General features: G+C 47.0%; 22 protein-coding genes and 1 riboswitch. Of the genes, 10 read left to right on the forward strand and 12 right to left on the reverse strand.

What is annotated here, in order from left to right; translation table 11 throughout:
• Window positions 1-15: 15 nt before the first annotated feature.
• A complete protein-coding gene (locus AC3IRK_RS01180; RefSeq protein ID WP_131973425.1) occupies window positions 16-1224 on the forward strand; it encodes a CDP-glycerol glycerophosphotransferase family protein in 1209 nt (402 codons plus the stop codon).
• 205 nt (window positions 1225-1429) lie between these two features.
• On the opposite strand, the gene AC3IRK_RS01185 is transcribed toward AC3IRK_RS01180, so the two are convergent.
• From AC3IRK_RS01185 to AC3IRK_RS01200, 4 genes are all read right to left on the reverse strand, one after another.
• Window positions 1430-1987, reverse strand: coding sequence for a nitroreductase family protein (locus AC3IRK_RS01185; protein WP_131503227.1), 558 nt, complete (start codon window positions 1985-1987; stop codon window positions 1430-1432).
• A gap of 89 nt (window positions 1988-2076) precedes the next feature.
• On the reverse strand, window positions 2077-2613 hold the full coding sequence (locus AC3IRK_RS01190) for a hypothetical protein (protein WP_131503228.1): 537 nt from the start codon (window positions 2611-2613) through the stop codon (window positions 2077-2079).
• 122 nt (window positions 2614-2735) lie between these two features.
• Entirely contained in the window at window positions 2736-4418 is a 1683-nt protein-coding gene (locus AC3IRK_RS01195; RefSeq protein ID WP_489170277.1) for a DHA2 family efflux MFS transporter permease subunit, read from the reverse strand.
• A gap of 12 nt (window positions 4419-4430) precedes the next feature.
• Window positions 4431-5087, reverse strand: a complete 657-nt coding sequence (locus AC3IRK_RS01200; protein WP_131503230.1) for an HlyD family secretion protein — start codon at window positions 5085-5087, stop codon at window positions 4431-4433.
• A gap of 196 nt (window positions 5088-5283) precedes the next feature.
• Here AC3IRK_RS01200 and AC3IRK_RS01205 point away from each other — a divergent pair, with 196 nt between their 5' ends.
• Window positions 5284-5913 (forward strand): TetR/AcrR family transcriptional regulator, encoded by a 630-nt coding sequence (locus AC3IRK_RS01205; protein WP_131503231.1) that lies wholly within the window; start codon window positions 5284-5286, stop codon window positions 5911-5913.
• On the opposite strand, the gene AC3IRK_RS01210 is transcribed toward AC3IRK_RS01205, so the two are convergent.
• Both AC3IRK_RS01210 and AC3IRK_RS01215 read right to left on the reverse strand, forming a co-directional pair.
• Window positions 5858-7015, reverse strand: coding sequence for a GGDEF domain-containing protein (locus AC3IRK_RS01210; protein ID WP_489170278.1), 1158 nt, complete (start codon window positions 7013-7015; stop codon window positions 5858-5860). The genes AC3IRK_RS01205 and AC3IRK_RS01210 overlap by 56 nt on opposite strands.
• 189 nt (window positions 7016-7204) lie before the next feature.
• Window positions 7205-7654, reverse strand: a complete 450-nt coding sequence (locus AC3IRK_RS01215; RefSeq protein WP_131973423.1) for a MarR family winged helix-turn-helix transcriptional regulator — start codon at window positions 7652-7654, stop codon at window positions 7205-7207.
• A 174-nt stretch (window positions 7655-7828) separates the two neighbouring features.
• A riboswitch (Lysine riboswitch) is annotated at window positions 7829-8013 on the forward strand.
• Window positions 8014-8147: 134 nt separating this feature from the next.
• On the opposite strand from AC3IRK_RS01215, the gene AC3IRK_RS01220 reads away from it, so the two are divergent.
• The 5 genes from AC3IRK_RS01220 (at window position 8148) to bcaP (ending at window position 13978) form a co-directional block, all read left to right on the forward strand.
• A complete protein-coding gene (locus tag AC3IRK_RS01220) occupies window positions 8148-9626 on the forward strand; it encodes an amino acid permease (protein ID WP_131503234.1) in 1479 nt (492 codons plus the stop codon).
• Between the two features lie 129 nt (window positions 9627-9755).
• On the forward strand, window positions 9756-9938 hold the full coding sequence (locus AC3IRK_RS01225; RefSeq protein ID WP_131503235.1) for a hypothetical protein: 183 nt from the start codon (window positions 9756-9758) through the stop codon (window positions 9936-9938).
• Window positions 9939-10007: 69 nt separating this feature from the next.
• A complete protein-coding gene (gene msrA / locus AC3IRK_RS01230; protein WP_489170279.1) occupies window positions 10008-10955 on the forward strand; it encodes a peptide-methionine (S)-S-oxide reductase MsrA in 948 nt (315 codons plus the stop codon).
• Window positions 10956-11022: 67 nt separating this feature from the next.
• Window positions 11023-12312, forward strand: a complete 1290-nt coding sequence (locus AC3IRK_RS01235; protein ID WP_131503237.1) for a DUF2252 domain-containing protein — start codon at window positions 11023-11025, stop codon at window positions 12310-12312.
• Between the two features lie 232 nt (window positions 12313-12544).
• Entirely contained in the window at window positions 12545-13978 is a 1434-nt protein-coding gene (bcaP, locus tag AC3IRK_RS01240; RefSeq protein ID WP_131503238.1) for a branched-chain amino acid transporter BcaP, read from the forward strand.
• A 59-nt stretch (window positions 13979-14037) separates the two neighbouring features.
• Here bcaP and AC3IRK_RS01245 read toward each other — a convergent pair whose 3' ends face one another.
• Together AC3IRK_RS01245 and AC3IRK_RS01250 are read right to left on the reverse strand one after the other, a co-directional pair.
• Entirely contained in the window at window positions 14038-15696 is a 1659-nt protein-coding gene (locus tag AC3IRK_RS01245; protein ID WP_131503239.1) for a glycerol-3-phosphate dehydrogenase/oxidase, read from the reverse strand.
• 34 nt (window positions 15697-15730) lie between these two features.
• Window positions 15731-16699 (reverse strand): Gfo/Idh/MocA family oxidoreductase, encoded by a 969-nt coding sequence (locus tag AC3IRK_RS01250; protein WP_131503240.1) that lies wholly within the window; start codon window positions 16697-16699, stop codon window positions 15731-15733.
• Between the two features lie 55 nt (window positions 16700-16754).
• Between AC3IRK_RS01250 and AC3IRK_RS01255 the strand changes: the two genes are divergently transcribed.
• The 3 genes from AC3IRK_RS01255 to AC3IRK_RS01265 all read left to right on the forward strand — a co-directional run bounded on the left by AC3IRK_RS01255 (window position 16755) and on the right by AC3IRK_RS01265 (window position 18592).
• Entirely contained in the window at window positions 16755-17024 is a 270-nt protein-coding gene (locus tag AC3IRK_RS01255; RefSeq protein WP_188005010.1) for a DUF5327 family protein, read from the forward strand.
• Between the two features lie 57 nt (window positions 17025-17081).
• Complete coding sequence (locus AC3IRK_RS01260) at window positions 17082-17732, forward strand: SDR family NAD(P)-dependent oxidoreductase (protein WP_489170280.1); 651 nt, start codon at window positions 17082-17084, stop codon at window positions 17730-17732.
• A 122-nt stretch (window positions 17733-17854) separates the two neighbouring features.
• Entirely contained in the window at window positions 17855-18592 is a 738-nt protein-coding gene (locus AC3IRK_RS01265) for a thermonuclease family protein (protein WP_426354505.1), read from the forward strand.
• A gap of 48 nt (window positions 18593-18640) precedes the next feature.
• On the opposite strand, the gene AC3IRK_RS01270 is transcribed toward AC3IRK_RS01265, so the two are convergent.
• From AC3IRK_RS01270 to AC3IRK_RS01285, 4 genes are all read right to left on the reverse strand, one after another.
• The gene (locus AC3IRK_RS01270; RefSeq protein WP_131503244.1) at window positions 18641-19612 is read right to left on the reverse strand and encodes a cation diffusion facilitator family transporter; all 972 of its coding nucleotides are present in this window, start codon (window positions 19610-19612) and stop codon (window positions 18641-18643) included.
• A 36-nt stretch (window positions 19613-19648) separates the two neighbouring features.
• A complete protein-coding gene (locus AC3IRK_RS01275) occupies window positions 19649-20434 on the reverse strand; it encodes a glucose 1-dehydrogenase (protein ID WP_131503245.1) in 786 nt (261 codons plus the stop codon).
• An 18-nt stretch (window positions 20435-20452) separates the two neighbouring features.
• Window positions 20453-21304 (reverse strand): GRP family sugar transporter, encoded by an 852-nt coding sequence (locus AC3IRK_RS01280; RefSeq protein ID WP_188005401.1) that lies wholly within the window; start codon window positions 21302-21304, stop codon window positions 20453-20455.
• 136 nt (window positions 21305-21440) lie between these two features.
• Entirely contained in the window at window positions 21441-23069 is a 1629-nt protein-coding gene (locus AC3IRK_RS01285) for an ABC1 kinase family protein (RefSeq protein WP_131503247.1), read from the reverse strand.
• Between the last annotated feature and the right edge of the window lie 150 nt (window positions 23070-23219).

Here is a 23219-nt window from a genome sequence, read left to right on the forward strand (position 1 = left end):
AAGAGAAGGGATCTTATGAAACAGAAACTGCGTTTGATTCAGCGACGAACGGTCCATTATTTGCTTGTGGTGACGTATTGGATCTCGAAGTTCTTTCCGGTACAGACAAAAAAAGTCGTCTTCGCGACGTATCGTTCGGATAAGCTCGTCGATAACTTCCGCGCTGTTTATGATGAACTTGAAAGTCGTGAACTCGGATTTCAGTATGTGTTTTTATTGAAACGTTTCCCGCAAAATGTAGTGGGACAAACCAAGTACGTCTTCCACATGATGCGTGCGACATACGAACTGGCGACGGCCCGCTACTTCATTATTGATGACTATTATTATCCCGTCTATGTCTCGACGTTACGTAAAGGAACAGAAGTCATCCAGCTGTGGCACGCCTGTGGGGCATTCAAGAAATTTGGTTACAGTGTCCTCGATAAGTCCTATTCGCCGGATGACGATTATTTGAAAATGGTGGATATACACCGGAACTATTCGAAAGTCTATGTTTCGGGAGAGGCTTGCATCGCACCGTTTGCTGAAGCTTTTGGTATGGATTCAACCCGAATTCATCCGTTTGGCGTTCCCCGGACGGATCAGTTGTTAAACCGGGAGCGGCAAGTGCAGATTGAGCATAAACTGTATGATCAGTATCCCGAATGGCGGTCGAAAAAGCTGATTTTACTGGCGCCGACGTTCCGTGGAAATGGACAAACAACTGCGCATTACGATCAGGAACTCGATTTCCAGCAATTTCGTGAACAACTGGGACCGGATCATATTCTATTGTTACGGATGCATCCGTTTGTCTTGAACCGACCGGTCGTGCCGACAGAGTTTTCGAATCAAATCATCGATATGACGGATTATCCGGACATCAATGACTTGATGCAGGTGGCGGATATTTTAGTGACCGATTATTCTTCCGTTATTTTTGAATTTGCTTTACTGAAAAAACCAATCATCTTCCTCGTGAACGATTTGAACTCGTATAAGGAAGAACGTGATTTTTACTTTCCGTACGAATCATTTGTACCGGGACCGATTGTCTCGTCATTCAATGACGTCATTTCCTGGATCAAGGCGAATCAGTTTGAACCCGAACAGATTGAAAAGTTCGCGGGCCGGTTCTTCACATATCAAGATGGACAGGCGACGAAACGGATCGTCAATCATATTTTGACGGGAGCGCTCCCGGATGCATCGATGCGTCCGGAAGAACTGAAGACCGTTTGATTTATTGAATCGAAACAGATGAAACAGAACAGAGGTGGTGGATACTAAATCCGCCACCTTTATTTGTCGTTCAGAATCAGACATCAAAAAAAGCGTCCATCTTTCACGATTCCGTTTGGGGAGGGAATGAAAAGATGAACGCTTTAACTATTATGATGGGGCTTGATTGGCGCGAGCAGGGGTAGCTCGCAGAATGCGCACCGATTTAGAAGTGCGTTAACTTGTCACGTGCAGCCGTTCGTTTTTTCAGTGGTGGAATCAAGGCAGGCCAGCCGAATTGAATGACTCCTGCGACACGTTCGCTTTCTGAAGCACCGATCATTTCAGCATATTCCTCCGTGAACCAATGTTTTCCGCTTTTCCAACAACAGCCTAAACCCAGTTCAGTCGCGAGGAGTTGAACGTTTTGAATCATGGCGGCGGTCGCGAGCAAATCTTCCATCTGCTGATCTTCTGTTCCTTTTACTTCATACAAAACAGTCAAGTAAACGGGGACCTCAGCAAATTTTTGACGCATCATCTGACGCTGTTCATCTGTTTTTTGATCCAATTGCCCCCGCTGGGCAAGCAAACGCATCAATTGATCGACATACCGGACTTGGCTTTCTTCATTCGCAAGGACAAATCGCCAAGGTTCACGCAATTTATGAGTCGGGGCGTAGATGGCAGCCTCGAGAATTTCTTCAATCATTTCATTTGGAATCGGTTGATCGGTATAAGCACGGACGGACCGTCGTTCTAAAATCAGTTGTCGAGCGTTCATATTGATCATCTCCTGACGTAAGTACTCTTAGAATATAATTGATAACGATTATCATTGTCAACGGTTAATTAAAAAAACGCTGGTTTGAATCAGCGTTTTTCAGATGAAGAAGCTATTTTTTTCTTGAGTTGGCGAATCCGGAATAAAGCAAACAAGTAATGTGCAAAATAGAGTGTGAAGCCGAAGAAAACGGCCATCATCACGTTAATCTGTACGCCGGGTACGACTGTCAAATTCACGTACAGGAGCACACCCATCGAGCATGTATAAAGGGCGGCTTCCAGTAATTGCGGCATCATCCGGTTTTTTTTCAGGAAGAACGAACGGATAATCGGCAGGATGACGAAGCTGACGAGCCGATCGAGCAGACCGATGACAAGTATGCTGATGATGATGGACAAAGGTCCGGCGAAGTATAATAAGTTCGGAAATAAGACGTAAGAAACAAGCAATAACGGTCCAATTAACAGGAAGATGGACACGGACGCCCGGAAAAAGATAAATAGACTATTGATACTGATTAAAAAGGCACGTGTGACCTTTTGAGACCAGGATGAAGGGCGTCCGACTTGCCAGGCAAAACAGCAGGCAAAGATGAACGCATAAAATTGCAGAAAGGCAACCATACAGCATCTCCTTTTAGATATGAAACTCAATGACACTAGTGTAGCGATTTTAGGAAAGAAGTGCAAAGGCAAACAACTAAAAACCCGTTGACGATGTGCCGTCAACGGGTCCTGGAAAAGTCTTAATCGAGATTCGGTTCTTTTTTTCCATGCATGAAAAGCGACAAAATCAGGGCAACAGCAGATAAGACGGTAGCCACCCAAAAGGCATCCGTGATTCCACTGATTGTGGCTTGTTTCGTCAACTGCGTCATCCAGCTGACAGATGCTGCTTGCGGACTACCGAGCTGTTGTCCAAGCTCATTCAAATGCTGTGAAAGAGTTGGATCAAGTGTCGTAAACTGATTGGCATCATCTGCGAGATGAGCCGTTGTTTGCCGCGTCATGACTGTGACGAGAATCGCTGTCCCGATTGACCCGGCAACCTGGCGCAACGTATTTTGTGTTGCATTCCCATGTGGAATCATCTTCATCGGCAAGGCGTTCATACCGGCGGTCATGATCGGCATCATGATGAAAGCCATTCCGAACGACCTAAGCATATAAATGCCCATGATCGAATTGTAAGAGGTATTCATATCGAGTTGTGTCAATTCCCACGTTCCGTAGGTCATTAACGTCAATCCGAAAATAGCGAGCGGTCGGATGCCGAACCGGTCAAATAGTCGACCGGCAATCGGACCCGTGATTCCCATGATCAATGATCCGGGTAATAACAGGAGACCGGAATCAACCGGTGAGAAACCGCGAATACTTTGCAAGTAAATCGGAAGCAGAAGCATCCCGCCGAACAACGCCATCGTGACGATGATATTGATGAATAGCGTGAACGAAAACTCCGGTACTTTCAACACACGGATATTCAACATCGGATCATCCATTGAAAGTTCGCGAAGGGCGAACGCTGCGATTCCTAAGATACCGATCAGAATCGTGCTGATGACAAGCGGGCTGTCCCACCCGTCATTACCGGCTTCACTGAAGCCGTACAATAGACTTCCAAAACCAATCGTGCTGAAGACAACACCAAGTGCATCGAATTTCGGTTTGGATAAAGGCTGAACGAGTTTAAACCAAGCGACACCCAGTAAGAGTGTCAGAAGACCGAAAAAGGCCATTCCGTAAAACATGACATGCCAATCGTAATTCTGAATGACATAGCCGGTAATCGTCGGACCGATTGCGGGAGCAAGAATCATCGCGATTCCGAGCATGCCCATCGCTGCTCCACGTTTATGCGGCGGAAACAGCGTCATGAAGACGTTTGAGCCGAGTGGCATCAAAATACCGGCACCGGCTGCTTGTACGACTCGTCCGATCATCATGACCGGAAAGTTCATCGCCATCGAACAAATGATGGAGCCGAAGAAGAACAATGTCATCGAAACGAGGAACAGTTGACGAAACGTATAACTTCGCATCAAAAAGGCACTGATTGGAATCAAGATACCATTGACGAGCATGAATCCGGTCGTCAACCATTGTGCCGTCGAGGTCGAGACGTTAAAATCATTGATTAAGACAGGTAAAGCGACATTGATCAACGTTTGATTCAAAATCGCGATGAACATCCCGATCAAGAGAACCGTCAAGACTTTTGGAATACTGATATCTGCGGTCGCTAACGGCGTCCGCTCTTGCACTTTCGGTGCAGGCGTTACAGGAACGTTATCGAGATGGTCGGGCACGTCGTCAAGAGGAACATCACCGGCCACGGCTGGACGTGCACGCCGGACAATCAGGTTGACACCGATGATCGTGACAACCATAAAGGCAATGTATCCAAAGAGGAAGGTCGTAGACATAGACGTCCCTCCTTAATCCTTATGAATGCGGACGGTCACATTCATACCAGGTCGAATGTCGAGTGATTTTTCTTGTGAAAGCGAAACTTTTACAGGAATGACTTGCGCAACTTTTGTATAGTTGGCCGTTCCGTTTGAAGACGGCATCATCGAAAATGTTCCAGCCGTCGTCATACCGATTTGTTCGACTTCACCGGATAACGTCGTGTCTGGATAGCTGTCCACGTAAACATCGACGGTTTGTCCGACTTTAACTTCATCGATCTCTGTTTCTTCGACGTTTGCTGTTACCCAAAGCTCATTTAAGTTAAAACCATAAGCAAGTGGTGTTCCTGCACCAACGACGCCGTTTTCTGTCGCCATCGACTGAACGACCGTTGCTTTAGTTGGCATAGAGACAGCCGTGCTGACCGGTTTTTGACCAGCTTGTGCCATCATGACGTGACCTAACGTTGTGTCACTGTCGAGCGTTTGACCTGTTTTTGCTGTCCAGTCCGTCAGTTTACCGGCACCGGGACTTGCGATTGTAATCATTTTTCCGTCGATCTTGGCATTGTCTGTTTTCACATAACTTGTCGCCTGATCGTAGTAGTAATAGCCGATCGCGCCTCCACCGATTAAAACAACCAGTGTCAAAATGTTAATCAATAATACTTTTTTCATGTTCATGATATGAAATGCATCCTTTCTTTCGTGTACTCTGAGTTCCCCAGTCGTAACATAAAAACTACTCCTCTGGGGGAGGAGTAGTTAATATAGTTAATTATATGGAGAAGGAATCAACATACAACCGACAATTTCCGACAAAGTGTTGGAAAAGTCGATGAGAACGGATACAATATCAAAAAAAAGGTGGTTCCAGTAGATGAATCCAGGGCAAGATCCACGACCAAAGCGGTCACGTGACCGTATTACAAAAGAATTGTTTCGTTTGCTTGACCATCATCCTTTTTCAACGATCACAGTCAAGATGTTGACGGATGGGGCGGCTGTCAATCGATCGACGTTCTATGCACACTTTACAGATAAATATGATTTGATGAATCAGATTGTAGACGATCATATGCGGCTTCTTGTGGAAGCGATCCGGATTCAAGGAATCACATCACCGGACTATCCATCGCTCGAACGGGTCAGCCGCTATTTCGAACGGCTTTTCATCCATATTGAGCAACATGAACAATTTTACCGGACGATGTTGTTGAATGGTCCGGTAAAAACGTTCATTTCGCGCTTTTTGGATACGTTAAAAGAAAACTATCAACGTGTGTTTGAAGCACATGCCGTCAATGAAACCCAATTGGTTGATCGTGATTTATTATTGAACTACGTGATCGGTGGACAGCTCGGACTATTGATTTCCTGGTTACGAAACGGTCGTCCTTATTCAGCGGCCTATATGGCGGACCAGCTCAGCCGGATGATTGTTTTCGGAACAGTCAAAAGTATCGGTTTTCCGGAACAATCGGCTGGAACAGTAGAAAAGAATACCTAAAAAAGACTGCCCTTTCACCGAGTGACGGGAAAGGGCAGTGATCAGGCTTGTTCGAGTTCCAGTTTTTTGGTGTAATTCGTACTCCGATTCCGTCCGCTGTCTTTCGAATGATACAATGCCTTATCCGCCTGCTGGAATGTGCAATACCCAGCGAAATCGTAATCTGTAAGTCAGGGACCGCCGTCGTCGGGAACAGATTTCGTGCGACCGTCGTCCGGGCAAGCTCAGCAATGTTTTTCGCATCGACGAGTGATGTATTCGGGAGAATGATTAAAAATTCTTCGCCCCCGTAACGCCCGACTAAATCATCCGGCCGTGCCAGTGATGCTAATGTCGTACCGAGTTGCCGTAAAACATCGTCTCCGGCATCATGACCGTACGTATCGTTGACGTGCTTAAAGAAATCAATATCAATCAAGACAAGCGAATACCCGTCTTCTGCTGAACCGACAAGGGACAAGGAATCATCCAGCCGGCGCCGGTTAGCGAGGCCCGTCAAGGCATCCGTCATGGCGAGCTTTTGTTGATACTGGATGTTTTCAAAGTGGCGTCGCAACTCTGTCAACAGGTGATAGGTCACAAAACCGGCAATCAGGTTAAAAAATATGTAAGCCAGTGATATTTCGATGAAGGTCGTCCAACTGCTCGTCAATAGATAGATAGCCGGCAACGAATAGAGAATACCGATCCCGATCATCAGTTCGAAGTTCCAGAAGGTCATCCGGATGTAGCGCCGGACGATGGCAATCGTCAGGATGAACAGTGCGATGACGATTGTTGACAGGATGGCAGCATCGATTTGTGCGACAGGCGTCAGGGCAAAACGTGTTGCGATAATCATGGTGCCGGTGACGAGTGCACTAGGTAAGCCGCCGAACATCATGGCAATGACGATGGGGACAATTCGTAAATCAATCCGGGCGACATCGATTTGGATGCTGTTGAACATCAAGAGTACAGAAATCAATCCGGCGATGAAGCCTAACACGAGTCGGATGTTCAGATTCGTGTTCGGTGTAATCCGCGGGTGATTTCGAAAAGGTAGAAACAAAAGAGTGATCGTTGTAAACAGTAGACAAAAATTGATGATGAAATTATTCATGATGGACAACAAATCCTCCCAGCTCCTCGTAAACGCATTTCCAATAAGATAGTTCTAGTATACCCATTTTAATAACGGCAAGAAATGGAAAAATGTTTAGGGAAACATGGCAAGTCGACAAAAAAGACAAAGTACACAGTCAAGTGAACTTTGTCAGCGAAAAAAATAAATATTTTTTTAAAACAATTTTTAGGAAGAAACAGCCTCTTCATCCATCGTTAAAAGGATCTTATCGAAGACCTGGACCATCGCATGAAGCTCTTCTTCGGTGAGTGTACCAAAACGGTCTTGGAGATATTTCCGGCGGACGATTTCAAGTTCGTGGAAAGCGGCTTCACCTTCGGCCGTCAATGCTAAAACAATCGATCTTCTGTCGTCCGTCGAACGCGTCCGCGTAACGAATCCGGCTTTATACAGACGATCAGTCAAAGCCGTTACCTGACTTGTCGCAAGCTCAAACTGTTCTGCGAGTAGAGTCGGACGTTGGGGACCATTTTCGGACAGGCTGCGCAAAATGAAAAATTCACTCCGCGTCGCGGTTCCTTCAAACAGTCGGTTGAGTTCGCGGCGTAATGTCCGGAGAATGACCCGCATTTGTTCCTCTAATCGATAGGTCAGTTGATCACGTTCTTGTGGCATTCAAGCAACATCCTTTCTCTCGGTTAACTTCTATAATTTAGTGTACTAAAAATTACGGAATCTTACCACGGATAGCGGAAATTTCAAAAAAAGAATTGACAATTTGAAGACGTTTTGTGTAACATGACGAAGTAATAACGAAATTATAACTAACTTAATTAGTTCTCACTCAACCAGTGGGATGGAGGTTGCAGTTCTTATAAGTACAGTCACGGATGTCGTCAAGCGGCAGATGAGGTGACTGAAAAGGAAGAATTGCCGAAATCAATCATCGCTTTGAAGATGATCGATTGGGATTAGATCGAACAGGTCTAATACTGTCACAGGTCAGATCTGACTTGTGGGGAGCTATCTTTCACGACGGTAGAATGGGGCGCATCCTTTTTACTATGTTGCGTTCTCATCTTCCTTCTGGAAGGTGAGGGCGCTTTTTGTTTTTTTTCGATTCAAAAAGTGTCCTCTCAAAAATTTAAAAAAGAGAGAAGCGAATAAGATGAATACTTTACAACCCCAAAGAAAACTCGATTCAACTGAAGAAGGATTAAAACGCGGTCTGCAAGCCCGTCACATGTCGATGATTGCGATTGGCGGAGCCATCGGAACCGGTTTATTCATTGCCTCCGGTGCGTCCGTTGCAGCTGCCGGTCCGGGCGGTGCCCTGTTATCGTATGCGGTCGTCGGATTGATGGTGTACTTTTTAATGACGAGCCTTGGTGAGATGGCCGCTTACATGCCGGTCGCCGGTTCCTTCTCGACCTACGGTGCGAAGTTCGTTGATCCATCGTTTGGTTTTGCACTCGGTTGGAACTACTGGTACAACTGGGCAGTCACGATTGCCGTTGAACTCGTTGCGGCCCAAATCGTCATGACATACTGGTTCCCGGATGTTCCAGGTTTTTATTTCAGTGCCATCTTCTTGTTACTGATGATTGGTTTAAATTACTTCTCCGTTAAAGGATTCGGTGAAGCCGAATACTGGTTCGCGATGATCAAGGTCGTCACAGTCATCATCTTCTTGATTGTCGGAGTCGCGATGATTTTTGGTGTCTTCACATCAGAAGCGCCGGTCGGCTTTAAAAACTTTGCATTAGGTGATGCACCGTTCGTCGGAGGCATTCCAGCCGTTATCGGTATCATCTTGGTCGCCGGTTTCAGCTTCCAGGGAACCGAACTTGTCGGAATCGCGGCAGGCGAATCCGAAGATCCGGAAAAAAACGTCCCGAAAGCTGTTAAACAAGTCTTTTGGCGGATTCTTCTCTTTTATGTATTTGCGATTTTTGTCATCGGCATGTTGATTCCGTATACAAGTCCGAACCTGGTTTCAAACGATATTACCGATGTAGCAGTCAGTCCGTTCACACTTGTTTTTGAAAAAGCCGGTCTCGCGTTCTCGGCAGCATTGATGAACGCCGTCATCCTGACGTCTGTTTTATCAGCCGGGAACTCCGGGATGTACGCATCGACACGGATGCTGTACACATTGGCACGCCAAGGTGACGCGCCGAAAATGTTCGCACAAGTCTCGAAAAACGGTGTTCCCCGTAATGCCTTGCTCGCAACTGGGGCAATCGGCGCACTTTGCTTCCTGACATCGATGTTTGGCGGACAGGTCTACCTCTGGTTGTTGAATGCTTCCGGGATGACCGGTTTCATCGCATGGCTCGGTATCGCGATCAGCCATTACCGTTTCCGTAAAGGATTCCTTGCGCAAGGTCATTCACTCAGTGACTTGCCGTACGTTGCACCTGCTTTCCCGTTTGGACCGCTCTTTGCCTTCGGACTTTGTTTCCTTGTCATCGTCGGTCAAAACTATGCCGCATTCCTCGCGGATCAAATTGATTGGGTTGGAATCGCCGCGACATATGTCGGTATTCCGTTATTCCTTGCTTTCTGGTTAGGTCATAAATTTAAAAACCGGACATCGGTCGTTCCTTATTCAGAAATGGAATTCCCGAAACATCCGCGTTCGTAAGGTAAAAGTCGATTCCGTTTCAAACGGAGTCGGCTTTTTTTTGATGGATGTTGAAAAAGAAATAATCTAGAAAAGCATATCAAACAGTAAAAAATCGTATAAGATAAAAGAAAAATGGAGGCGACCTCAGTGAACTATTGGTATCACTTTAAACGGGCATTCATCCCGATTGCGATTTTGCTTGTGACGTTAGCCATCTATCAGATGCTGTACCGTATGAATAACATATGGTATTCACTCGGTGGATTGATTTTAGTATTTGCGGCGATTTATTTTGTCATGCGCCGTCTAAAAGCGAATCCTGAAGAGTGACTGAGCAAGATAGTAGGGTAGTGGCGCGGAACGCGTTAAAATAGACCTATACAGAGGAGGGGAAGCTAGATGGCAAAAGCAATATTCGCAGGTGGCTGTTTTTGGTGCATGGTCAAGCCATTTCATAAATATGATGGCGTCGAACAAGTCATTTCCGGTTATACAGGTGGTCATACAGAAAACCCGACTTATAAAGAGGTCTGTTCTGAAACGACAGGACATTTAGAAGCGGTGGAAGTGACGTATGATCCGTCTGTCATTTCATACGATGAGTTACTTGAAATTTTTTGGCGGCAAATCGATCCGACGGACGGCGGCGGACAGTTCAATGACCGTGGTCAATCGTACGAACCGGCAATTTTTTATGTCGATGAAGAACAAAAGCAAGCCGCAGAACGTTCGAAAGCGGCGCTGGACGCCTCTAGACGTTTTTCACGTCCTGTAGCAGTCGACATCCGTCCGGCAAACCCGTTTTGGCCGGCAGAAGAATACCATCAGGATTATTACAAAAAAAATCCGTTCCGTTATCAGATGTACAGTGTCGGATCGGGACGTGCCAAGTTCGTGAAGGAAGCCTGGAAGGATCAGGGCAAAGAACAGGAACTGAAACAACGTCTGACGCCGATTCAGTATAAAGTTACGCAGGAAAACGGGACGGAACCGGCTTTCCGTAATGAATATTGGGATGAGGAACGACCGGGACTTTATGTTGATATCGTCGACGGGACACCGCTCTTTACGTCAAAAGATAAGTTTAACTCGAACTGCGGATGGCCGAGCTTCGCCAAACCGATTTCCGAGGACAAGATGGAAGTGGAACTCGATACGACACACGGCATGACACGGACAGAAGTCCGTTCCGCGAATGCAGACAGTCATCTTGGTCACATCTTTGATGACGGTCCGACCGAGCTTGGTGGTCTCCGCTACTGCATCAATTCGGCAGCACTCCGGTTTATTCCGGTAGAAGAGCTTGATTCGGCAGGATATGGGGAATATAAAAAACACTTCGAATGAAGTCAACAGGCAGGCAGCAAAGCGGATTCGTTTTGCTGTCTTTTTTCTAGAAAAAGGAGGGTTTTGTATGTTTACACAAGTCTATGAAGAAATTCGACAGCTGACCATCGCGAAAGTACTGGATTTTTACGATCATGAAGTCCGTGGACTGGATGAAGCAGCACGGCAAACGAAGTATCAAAAGATGAGTACCAGCCCGTTTCTCTTTTTCCGCGGCAGTTCACATTTGTTTTATTATGATGTGACACGGATTCCGCTCGGATTTGATACGCCCCCTGAGACACCGACCTGGATTCAAGGTGATCTCCATTTTGAAAACTTCGGGGTTCATGGTAATGCCAAGGGTGAAATCATTTATGACGTCAATGACTTTGACGAAGGGTATCTCGGTTCTTATCTGTACGATTTGATTCGGATGGCGGTCTCCGTCCAATTGTTTGCGGAAGAAGCGGGGTATGATGCAGAGCCGGCCATTGCAGCCTACATTCAACATTACTTAGATGACTTACGCCAATATGCCAAAGGGAAAAATCCAAGCAAGGTCTGCTTTACGATCGACAACACGAAAGGTCCGATCCGTAAACTGATTAAAAAAGCAGAGAAAAAGAAGGCGGAATTACTGGGAGAACGGACGACTGTCGTCGATGGACAACGTCAGTTCACTGATTTACCGGATATGAAGCGGCTGGATGCCTCGACTTATGCAGCAATTGAAGCCGTTTGGCCGGAATATATCGCAACGATTGATCCTGAAGATCGGCAAGAGGACGGATTCTATGACATTAAGGATATCGTCTATAAACTCGACAGCGGAACGGCTTCGATCGGTCTTGAGCGGTATTATATTTTGGTCGAAGGAAAAGGGGGAGAGCATGAAGACTTGATTCTTGAGATGAAGCAAGCCCAGTCTTCTGTGCCGTCCTTGTTTGTCCCGGTGTATTTGCAGGAGGTTGAGACGGTTCACCAAGGTCGCCGGATTATCACGTCACAAAAGGCCATGCAGGCACATGAGGATCCGTATCTCGGTTATGTGACGATGCAAGAGAAAGAATATTATGTAAGGGAACGCTCTCCATACAAAAAAAAGTTGAAAGCAAAACACATTAAAAGCCAGGATGACCTCGAAAACGTCCTTTCGATTCAAGGTCAAATTACCGCCAAAATCCATGCACGGGCCGACATGGATGCAGGAATTGAGATTGATGTCTTAAACCATCATGCGGACGTCGTCATCATCGAATCGATTGGGGTATCGGATACAGAATTCACCCGTCAAATTCAACGGTGGTCGAGTGCCTATGCAGCACGGACAACGCTTGATTTCCAAGTGTTTTTAAGTTGGTTAGCTACTCGTTAAACACTATTTTCGAAGAGCTTTTTTTTAGACAAAGATTCCTTCTGAATACCAGTTCATACTGGGCTGAGAAGGGATTTTTTCATGCATTTAAAAACATGTAAGCGAAACACAATTTACAAATGGGTCTAATGACCTATATCAATTTATCTGAAAACTTCGTAAATTTTGGATTAAGTAATTGCAAAACATTTTTTGTAATTCGAACTAAACACACAACAGGGGGAGTATCATCATGAGTTTGACGCGGAAAAAAGATGTTTCCGCTATGATTGCTGCGAGTCAGCGTAACAATGGACTTGCTCGAAATCTTGGCGCAATGGATTTAACGTTTTTAGGAATTGGCGCCATCATTGGTACGGGAATTTTCGTCCTAACCGGAACAGGAGCATTGACAGCAGGACCTGGTCTTATCGTCTCATTCATTTTATCTGCCATTGCCTGTGGGTTAGCGGCACTCGCTTATGCGGAATTCGCTTCGACGATTCCGGTCAGTGGTTCCGTCTACACGTACACGTATGCAACGATGGGAGAAATCTTTGCCTGGATCATCGGGTGGAACTTGATTTTGGAATATGGACTCGCCTCCAGTGCCGTTGCGGCAGGGTGGTCAGGTTACTTCCAGTCCTTACTCGGTGGATTTGGCATTCATATCCCGACAGCACTCTCAGCAGCTCCCGGGGCGGTAGAAGGCGCAAAAACGTTCTTCAACTTACCGGCTTTCCTGATTTTACTTGCCATTACAGCCCTGTTATCGATGGGGATTAAAGAAACAAAACGTGTCAACAACATCATGGTTGTCATTAAACTGGCAGTTGTTGTCTTGTTCATCGTCGTCGGTGTCGGCTATGTTGAACCAACGAACTGGGCACCATTTACACCTTTCGGATGGGGCGGCGTCTTCTCTGGAGCAGCCATCGTCTTCTTTGCTTACATCGGTTTTGATGCCGTCACATCGGCAGCAGAAGAAGTACGTGAGCCACAAAAGAACTTACCACGTGGTATCATCGGTTCTCTTGCGGTCTGTACAGTCCTTTACGTCATCGTAGCGGCTATCATGACAGGAATCGTCCCGTACCAAAAATTTGCGGGCGTCGATCACCCGGTTTCACTCGCCATTCAAATGGCAGGACAAAACTGGGTCGCCGGTTTCATCGATTTAGGTGCCATCCTCGGGATCACAACCGTTATCCTCGTCATGACATACGGAATGGTACGTTTAGCGTTCGCCATCTCACGTGACGGAATGTTCCCGAAAGTATTCTCGGAAGTACATCCAAAATACAAAACACCGTTCAAAGCAACATGGATGATTGGTCTTGGTAGTGCGACAGTCGCAGGACTCGTTCCACTCGATGTCATCGCAAACCTCGTTAACATGGGGACACTCGCAGCATTCGTCTTAATCTCTGTTGCGGTCTTGATCCTTCGTAAAACACAACCGGATCTTCCTCGTGCATTCAAATGCCCGGGAATGCCTTATGTGCCGATCGCAGCGATCGCTTCTTGTCTCTTCTTAATGTTCAACTTGAAACTCGAAACATGGATTGCTTTCTTCATCTGGCTGGCGATTGGACTTGTCCTGTACTTCGCCTTTGCCCGGAAGAACTCGAATCTGGAACCAGGAAACATGCCGGCTACTGAAATCGCAGCTGCAGACGAAAAATAAAAAAATGCGATCCCGTGAAGGGGTCGCATTTTTTTGTTGTAAGTCAGAAGTATAGTGAATTAAGAAGGCAGAGAGGTCTTGATCCGAACCGCATCGAACTCACGTTGGATGCTGGCATTGGCTTTAGCTTCTTCTTCTGCCGACCATCCAAGTTCGCTTCGCATTAAAGCGAGAACACCGTCGGCATATTTTTCTGCATTTGGGAAATCGAAGAAGACGGCAGAGGCGCGTCGATTCAAGAAATCACCCGGTTGCATGACGAGTTCTGCTTCCATTCCGTATAACAGTCCTCCGAACCAGTGAAGGGGAAGCTGATAACGCTCCGCTTCACTGCCGCGCGAGCGAATTAATTCAAAGACACGTTCGACATCCGTTCCGTAACGTTGAATCAGCCATGTCGCTTCCTTCGGAGACAATCCGAGGGCTTCACCTTTAGGTTGCTGTTCTTTCAAGTAACGGGCAAATCCTTTACTGCCGTCAGGATGACCGCCGCCGAGTAAAATATCGTGTGTCCGGGACGCGAGATAAATCCGGTTCTCCTCCTCCTTGAACTGATCGGCGACCATATCGATGATTCGTTCTGCCATCTTCCGGTACCCCGTCAATTTTCCGCCGGCAATCGACATCAAGCCGGATTTCGAGACGAAGATTTCATCTTTACGCGACAGTTCACTCGGATCTTTGCCGTCTTCGTGAATCAACGGACGTAAGCCGGACCATGTCGATTCGACGTGGTCAGGGTGCAAATCAACGTTGAACATCTGATTTGTCGCATCCAAGATATAGTCCCGGTCTTCTTCTGTCACACCAGGTTCGAGAATGTCACCCTGATAATTCGTGTCCGTCGTGCCAACATAAGTTTTTCCTTCGCGCGGAATCGCGAAAATCATCCGTCCGTCCGCCACATCAAAGTAGACGGCTTGTTGCAACGGGAAGTGAGCTTGGTCGATGACGAGATGAATGCCTTTCGTCAGATGAAGCGACTTCCCTGATTTCGAGCCGTCCTTTTCGCGTAATTCATCAACCCACGGACCGGTCGCATTGATGATTTTTTTCGCACGAATCGTATAAGTCTTGCCGGTTAAGACGTCCTGTACTTCAACACCGACGACTTTTCCGTTGTGGTAGACCAGTGACTCAGCCTTCGTATAGTTGACGGCACGTCCACCGTATCCGACCGCCGCTTTTAATACTTCGACCGTCAAGCGGGCGTCATCCGTTTTGTATTCGACATAACGTCCGCCTCCGACAAGGTGTTCCGATCGTAAAAGCGGTTCGTAGCGAAGCGTTTCTTCTTTAGATAACATCGTCCGTCGTTCATGGCGTCGGACGCCTGCCAGTTGATCGTAAACCCGCAGACCGATCGACGTCGAAAAATTGCCGAATGTCCCACCTTCGACAAGCGGTAACATCATCCACTCAGGTGTCGTGACGTGCGGTGCATTTTCATAAACAATCGCCCGTTCTTTCCCGACTTCTGCGACTAACTTGATTTCAAATTGCTTTAAATAACGTAAGCCTCCGTGAACAAGTTTCGTCGAGCGGCTTGATGTGCCTTCTGCGAAATCCTGCATCTCAATCAATCCGGTCCGCATACCCCGGCTTTGAGCATCGAGTAAAATCCCTGCACCTGTAATGCCGCCACCAATGACCAATACATCGAGCAATTCCTGTCCCATCTCTTCTAACCATGCGGTTCGTTCCGTACTTGAAAACATGCATTTTCCCCCTGTTCGTCTGAAGTGGATTATTTTATTCTACTTCTATCCATGTACCCTCTTTTACACTTTTTTGAGCACAATCAATAATTTTCATGACGAGCAGAGCTTGTTCCGTCGTGACGGCAAGAGGGGCCTCATGACGTAAGGCCTGCGCTAAATCATGATAGTAGTCGGCAAAACCAGAAGCGACGAAAGGACGTTCCTCGAGAGGCTGTTCAGGTCTTCCCCATGTGTACGTCGAGCGTTTCGTATCCACACTGTCGACGAAATAACTCGCTTTCGTCCCGTGGACGGCAAGCGAAGGACCGGGAGCCGGAACAAGTGAGCCGATATGCAAAACAGCGCGTCGTGTTCCGAAAGCCAGAATCAGGTGCGTATAGTCTTCGACCGGACCATCCGGCCGCTGAATCGTCTGATCACAAAAGACACGATCCGGTCGTTCGCCAAATAATATCAGGGCTTGATCAATTAAATGAGAGCCTAAATCATAAAGCAGACCGGCACCCGGGACGTCCTGTTCCCGCCAGCGTGCCCGGACGGTCGGACGATAGCGGTCATAGTGGGCTTCGAAGGTCTGAACGACGCCCAGTTCGTCGGCTTGCACCAGTCCGAGCAACGTTTGGAAGTCTTTTGTATAACGGCGGTTATGGTAAACTGTCAGTAATCGATTTTGCTGACGCGCAAGATCCGTCAGCTGTTCGGCTTCCGTCAAGGTGACGGTAAACGGCTTCTCGACAAGGACATGACAGCCGGCAAGTAACGCTGTCTTGGCGAGGGGATAATGTTCAGCATTCGGTGTCGCGATGACGACCAGTTCAATCGTTTCAGCAGCTAACAACGCTTCAAGCGAAGAATACACCGGCACATCCGGATAACGGGCGGCGACTGCTTCCGGACGACTGGACTGAACTGCAACAAGTTGATAATCAGGTGGTGTAAGATATGGGGCATGCAGGTGTTCGCCGGCAAGTCCAAAACCAATTAAAGCAGTACGAATCATGGAGGACACTTCCTTTTCGGTTAATACATTCAATCTATCATATGAGGTGAGCAAGATGATTACAGAACAACAAGTCATTGAAAAAATGCGACAGATGATGTCAAAAATTGAGCAATCGAACGGTTCGTTGCAAATCGAATACGTCGCGGCCATGAAAGCCTATTGTGAGTTGCTGCTCGAACAACCGGCGACAGAACAGACGATCCGCCCGGTCATGACTCCGGCAACCGAACAGCAAAACCCGGAAGTCGATCCGATGCTGGCCCGTTTTATGGGAGTTGCCCAGGAAAAAGAAGAAAAAGGACCTTCCTTACTCGATTTTTGAGTAAATCAAATCAATTGTGGGAATAGGGTAAAAGGAAAAAATAAGGGGGAACAGATCATGAAAACAGTCATCGTCATTGGCGCCGGCCCAGGAAACGGAGCCGAAATCAGCAAGCGGTTCGGTAAAGAAGGCTTTCAAGTCGTTTGTGCCGCACGGACACAGGAAACATTGGCAGCCGTCATCACGGAACTGAAAGAACAAGGCATCGAAGCCGTTGGGGTTGAATGTGATGCCTCACGCCGCACAGATCTCGAATCACTCGTCGAATGGACAAAAGACCAATACGGACAAATTGATGTCCTTGTCTATAATGCCTCAATCCTGCATCAAGCGTCCGTACTCGAGGTATCGGCTGAACAGATTACAAAAGAATTTGAAATTGATGTCCTTGGAGCGTTGCATGCCGCGCAAGTCGTTGCACCGGATATGGTGGCACGAAAAGACGGAGCCATCTTGATTACCGGCGGCGGAGCAGCACTGAATGCGATTAAATCCTTACCGGGTTTATCGATTGGGAAGGCCGGTGTCCGTCAACTGACGCATATGTTGCACGACACGCTAAAAGACGACAATGTCTACGTCGGAACCGTGACGATTGCCGGAGAAGTCAAACGTGGAACGGCACTTGATCCGAAAAACGTTGCCGAAGCCTTCTATACGCTGTACACGAATCGCAACGATGTCGAAAAAGTGCTCGAAGCAGACTGATCAGCCGTCAGCCTCGGCAGAACGGCATAGGATGAAATGAACTTCAGGCAAGATGGGAATGGGCAAGCGTCGACGCTGATGTCGACGCTTTTTTGAATCGAATGAACGAGGGGGACGAGAATATGAAACGATGGTTCACCCAACTGCTTCTCATCGTCAGCATCATCAGTTTGACCGGATGTGCGCTGGATTCAGAGACAGATGAACAGATTGGCATCAAGCAACCGGATGAAACAAAAGTGACGGAAGCCACCGTCGAGCGTGTCATCGACGGGGATACGGTGAAAGTCCGGCTACAAAACGGTCAAACGGAAGATGTCCGTTTTTTATTGGTCGATACACCGGAAACCGTAAATCCGGAAAAGCCGGTTCAGCCGTATGGTCCGGAAGCCTCCCGTTTTACGAAAGAGGCATTACCGGTAGGGAGCGACATCCTGCTTGAACGGGATCAGTCAAAGACAGACCGCTATGGGCGATTGCTCGCTTATGTCTGGTCAGACGGCAAGATGATCAATCAGGAACTGTTGCGAAAAGGCTTGGCCCGGGTCGCGTATATCTATGAGCCGGATACCCGGTATGTCGAGACTTTTCAAGAAATTGAACAGGAAACAAAAGGGCAACAGGCAGGCATCTGGCAGACAAAAGGGTATGCCACTGATCGGGGATTTGATACCTCGGTCATGAATGGGACATCGGAAGAGTCAGCGGACTGTGCCGACATCAAAGGCAACATTAACCGCCAAGGGAAAAAAATCTACCACATCCAAGGGGGACGTTCATATGATGAGGTGAACCCGGAAGAGATGTTTTGCAGTGAACAGGAAGCAAAAGAGGCCGGATTCGTCCGGGCGGCGAATTGACTAAAAAAGCAGGAACATCCACAAAAGGACGTTCCTGCTTTTTTTGTGTTAGGGCTGTGTCGGTGGCTGATAGTGTTGAATCTTATCATCTTCATCAAAAGAAATTGTAACATCCGTGATCCCTTTTAGAATCCGAATCTGCAATTCAAGGCGGTCTTTAATATCGTCTGCTTGAGCAATCGTCAGTTCAGGATCCACTTCAATCTCAATTTCGACGTGGAAGTGATCTCCTTCTTTGATGACTTCAAGTTTTTCGATATCACGTACGTCCGGATCACGCATCAGGATTTCCCCGATTTTTGCGGTTAAGACTTCATCAATCTCACCGAGCGCACCGGCAGCATTTTGAATGAAGACATTATAGACGACATAGAACATCATTAAACCGATCAATATCGAAGCGATTCCTTCTGCCTGATAAAACGACGTATAATGTGAAATCAAGACAGCGATAATGGCGATGACACCACCGAGCGTTGCGACCAAATCTTCCATGAAGACAAGCCGTGTCGCCGGTTTTGCCTGCGATAAGTTAGCAAAACTTTGACCGACCAGCGTCAGGCCACGGGATTTTAATCCGGTCTCATGGGCAATCTCAATCATTGCTTTGTAAAAGACACCGATTTCAAGTACGACACCGATTCCAAGCGCAGTCAGGATGATCCAAAGACCGCTTGTTTTCTCACCCGGTGCATGCAGGATGTGCAGGATACCTTCACGAATCGTTTCGTAGGCAAGAATGGCGACAACAAGAATGGCGGCAAGTAAAACAAGGTTGACGAGTCGACCGAATCCGTTCGGGAACCGTTTGGTCGGTGCTTTTTTACTTAATGCTGATCCGATATAAACAAAAAACTGATTGGCTGCGTCACCGATGGTATGCATCATTTCTGCAAACATGGCGATATTACCCGTCAAGATGTAAGCAACGAATTTTATAATGGCGATAATGGTATTGACGATTGCAGCAGCGAGAGCGGATTTATTTCCGCGCCTGAGCAGAGTAAAAAAATTCGACATGAGGGTTCCTCCCTTTAAAGAGCGGAAACGCGGGAATTACCCGCGTCCAGCTTGGAATGATGGATAAAGTGTCATACCGCCGTCAGCAAACAGAGTAATCCCCGTTACATAACTCGCTTCGTCCGAAGCAAGCCATGCTGCGACTGCAGAAATTTCTTCCGGCTTCCCGATATTACCCATCGGAATCATGCTTTCGACGTCAGCACGTTGTTTCGGATCCTCGAATTTCTCGGCATTGATGGGTGTATTGATTGCACCCGGTCCGATTGCATTGATGCGGATACCTTTTGGTGCATATTCCATTGCAAGCGTCTGAGTCATCAGTTTGACGCCACCTTTACTTGCTGCATAATGGACGAACGTCGGCCATGGAATGATTTCGTGGACGCTCGACATATTGATGATGTTTCCTTTGACGTTATGCTCAACAAAGTATTTGAGTGCTTCGCGGGCACCGAGGAAGGCACCGGTTAAATTGACATCGATGACTTTTTGCCAGTCTTCAAGTGACATTTCATGCGAGGGTGACGGCATTTCAACACCGGCATTGTTGACGAAAACATCGAGCTGTCCGAAGTGATCGACCGTTTCTTTGACGAGGTTGATCATGTCCTCCTCTTTTGATACATCCCCTTGAACGGTGATGGCTTCACCGCCGGCTTGGATGATGTCATCGGCAATTTTCTTGGCTTCTTCCGGATGACTCCGGTAGTTGATGACGACACGCATGCCTTCTTCCGCATAACGGCGAATGATGGCTTCACCGATTCCCATTGATCCACCTGTGACGATAGCGACTTTACCTTTTAGACTGTTATACATAACATGAATTCCTCCTTATTATTGCTTCGTAAATCCAATCATGATCCCACCGACGACGACTAAGATACAGCCGATAACGACGAAGGTCATTTCTTTTTTTGTTTTTGCTTCTTTTAGCAGGACGACACCACCGATTGTCGAGATGACGACACCGGTTTGTGACAGTGAAAAGCTGGTGGCGACACCGACCTTGGCAGTTGCAAACAACAGGGCGATGTTACCGACTGCCCACATGAGACCACCAATTGTATTACCGGCTGTTTTTTTCGTAAACAAGTTTCCTTTTCTTAAAGATAAAAGGATGGCACTGATGACCATACCGATGGCCTGCGGCAAGACCGCTTCCCAACCGTTGATGTTGAACCAACGGGCGATGACGACATAGCCGACGTAACCGACAGTTGAGATCAGGAGTAACAGTAAACCTTTTCCGATATGTTCATCCTGTTTGCTTTTATCTTCTTTATAAGAAGTGAAAGCGGCACCGGCAACGATCAAAACGAGTGCACTGATACCGAGGATCAAGGCGGTTCGGTTTGACCATTCGCCAAAAGCGAGGACACCGAACAATGACGTCCCGACGAGTTGCATCCCGGTTGAAATCGGCATCGTTTTTGAGACACCCATCTGTTTAAAGGCAGCAAACTGATTCATTTGACCAAGTGCCCAAAAAGCACCGGAGAAGAATCCAGCCACCCAGGCAGTCGTCGAAAGTTCAGGACTGACGAAAAAGAACGTAATGATGGCAAACGCTAACGCCCCAAGTGTTGTTCCGATAATTTGTTGTTCCGTCGAACCGCCGATTTTAGAGACGACTAATGGAAGTGTCCCCCACATCAAGGCAGGTACGAGCGCGATTAAGATATCAATCAAGTGTTTCACCTCTTCTAAATTTCTTTCTATCTACTTGAAGATGTACCCCGGGAACAGATCTGAAAAACATAGAAGAATGAAGAAACATTATTTTAAAATAAAAAAACGTCCTCTTACAAGGACGTTTTGGTGATTATTTAAACGGTTCATCAGCAATCCGGACGATTTGTCGTCCGATGCGTCGACCGTTCCATAAAGCAATGATGGCAATGGTCAGTGAAATTCCCATCAAATCGTAGTGGGCGAGAAAATAGCCGGTGTAGCTGACCGGCAGGCTGACGATTCCGACAAGAGAACTGGTCCACTGACGGATTTTCAACGACTCCATGTTAGCGACACGGGAAAACTTCTGTTGTTCAAACAGACGCCATCTTGTCGGTTCACTTAAGGCATCGTTGACGAGACGAGGGAAGGCAAGTAATCGTGCGCCGTAGGAAGCGGCGATTTGCAAGTAACGGTTTTGGTTTTTCCCTTCTTCGTCGAGCCATCTCCGGACCATCGGCTTAGCAAGATCGAGTAAATTGATTTTCGGTGATAAGATTTGTAAGATACCGAGAATCGTCGAGGCCGCACGACCGAAAAAGGCAAATTCTGCCGGAAGTTGGATTGGTTCGTTTCGGACCAGTAATTCAATATCGGATAATACTTTTTCAATCAACTTCGTATCAACGTTCTCCATGTCACTCTCAAGATAGAAGGTAACGGCTTTTTCGATCGCTTGACGGATGTTTTGTTTGTTGGCGTTTGGTAATAAAAAGCGTAAGTCTTCGAGTCCGTCGACAATGGCATCGTAATCGAGCGTCACGAAGGACTGGAGAATACGTTGAATGGCCCGCATATCGTCGGCTGTCGTCGCACCGATCATCCCGAAATCGAGTAAGACGATCCGACCGTCACTTTGGACAAGGACATTACCCGGATGGGGATCGGCATGGAATTTACCTCCGAACAATAACTGTTCTCCGGCATTCAGGAACAGGTTTTGGGCCAGTTCATCGCGGTCGATGTTATGTTCCGCTAAGTAATCAAGATCCGTGATGCGTGTGCCTTCGATCCATTCCATGACAAGAACGCGGTTGGTACAGTGTTCTTCAAAATAATCGGGAATATAGATGACAGGATTCGTTTCGTACATTTTCTTGAAGTACAAACCGTTTTTCAGCTCAGTCCGGTAGTTCAGCTCATCTCCGATGACGAACACCATCTGACGGTACAGACTTTGTAAATCGGTTGATTTATTGAGTGACGTCCGGCGGAGCATCGCAATGACGAGCCGCATCGCCCGGAAATCGGTTTTGATGATTTGATCAATGTTCGGCCGTTGAACTTTGATCGCTACTTTCCGGCCGTTTGATTTAAGAGTTGCGCTGTAGACTTCACCGATTGAAGCAGAGGCAATCGGCCGGGGGGAGATGTTATCGACGATGTCTTCGATCGTCGTTCCCCAGTCTTCTTCGATGATTTTCCGGGATTCGCCGAGTTTACTGGATGGAACTTTGTCGACGAGTTCCGTCAGCTCCATCAAGACGGACGGGGGAAACAGGTCGGCCCGAATCGACAGGAACTGCCCCAGTTTAATGAGGAGTCCTTCGAGACGAAGGGCTTTTTTCTTATAGTCACGCGCAATCGTAATCATGATGCGCTCAAATTCTTCATTATTCGTACCGGGTCGGTTCTTCCGGGTGAATCGATAAATCGTCCAAATGTAACGAGCGAACATCGTTACGATGATGAAAATCCGATAAAGCGCCCAACGTTTCATGCCTTCACCTAGCTTCCTGTACAGTTTGTTTCAGTATAGGTTACTTTACCTAAAAACGTCACTTACAAACGGTTGAATCGGTGACAGAAAAAATAAGCTTGCCGGAATCAAAAAAGAGCGTATAGTAAGTATTGGAATTTCTAATGGGAA

The organism is Exiguobacterium sp. GL_137 (assembly GCF_057834585.1).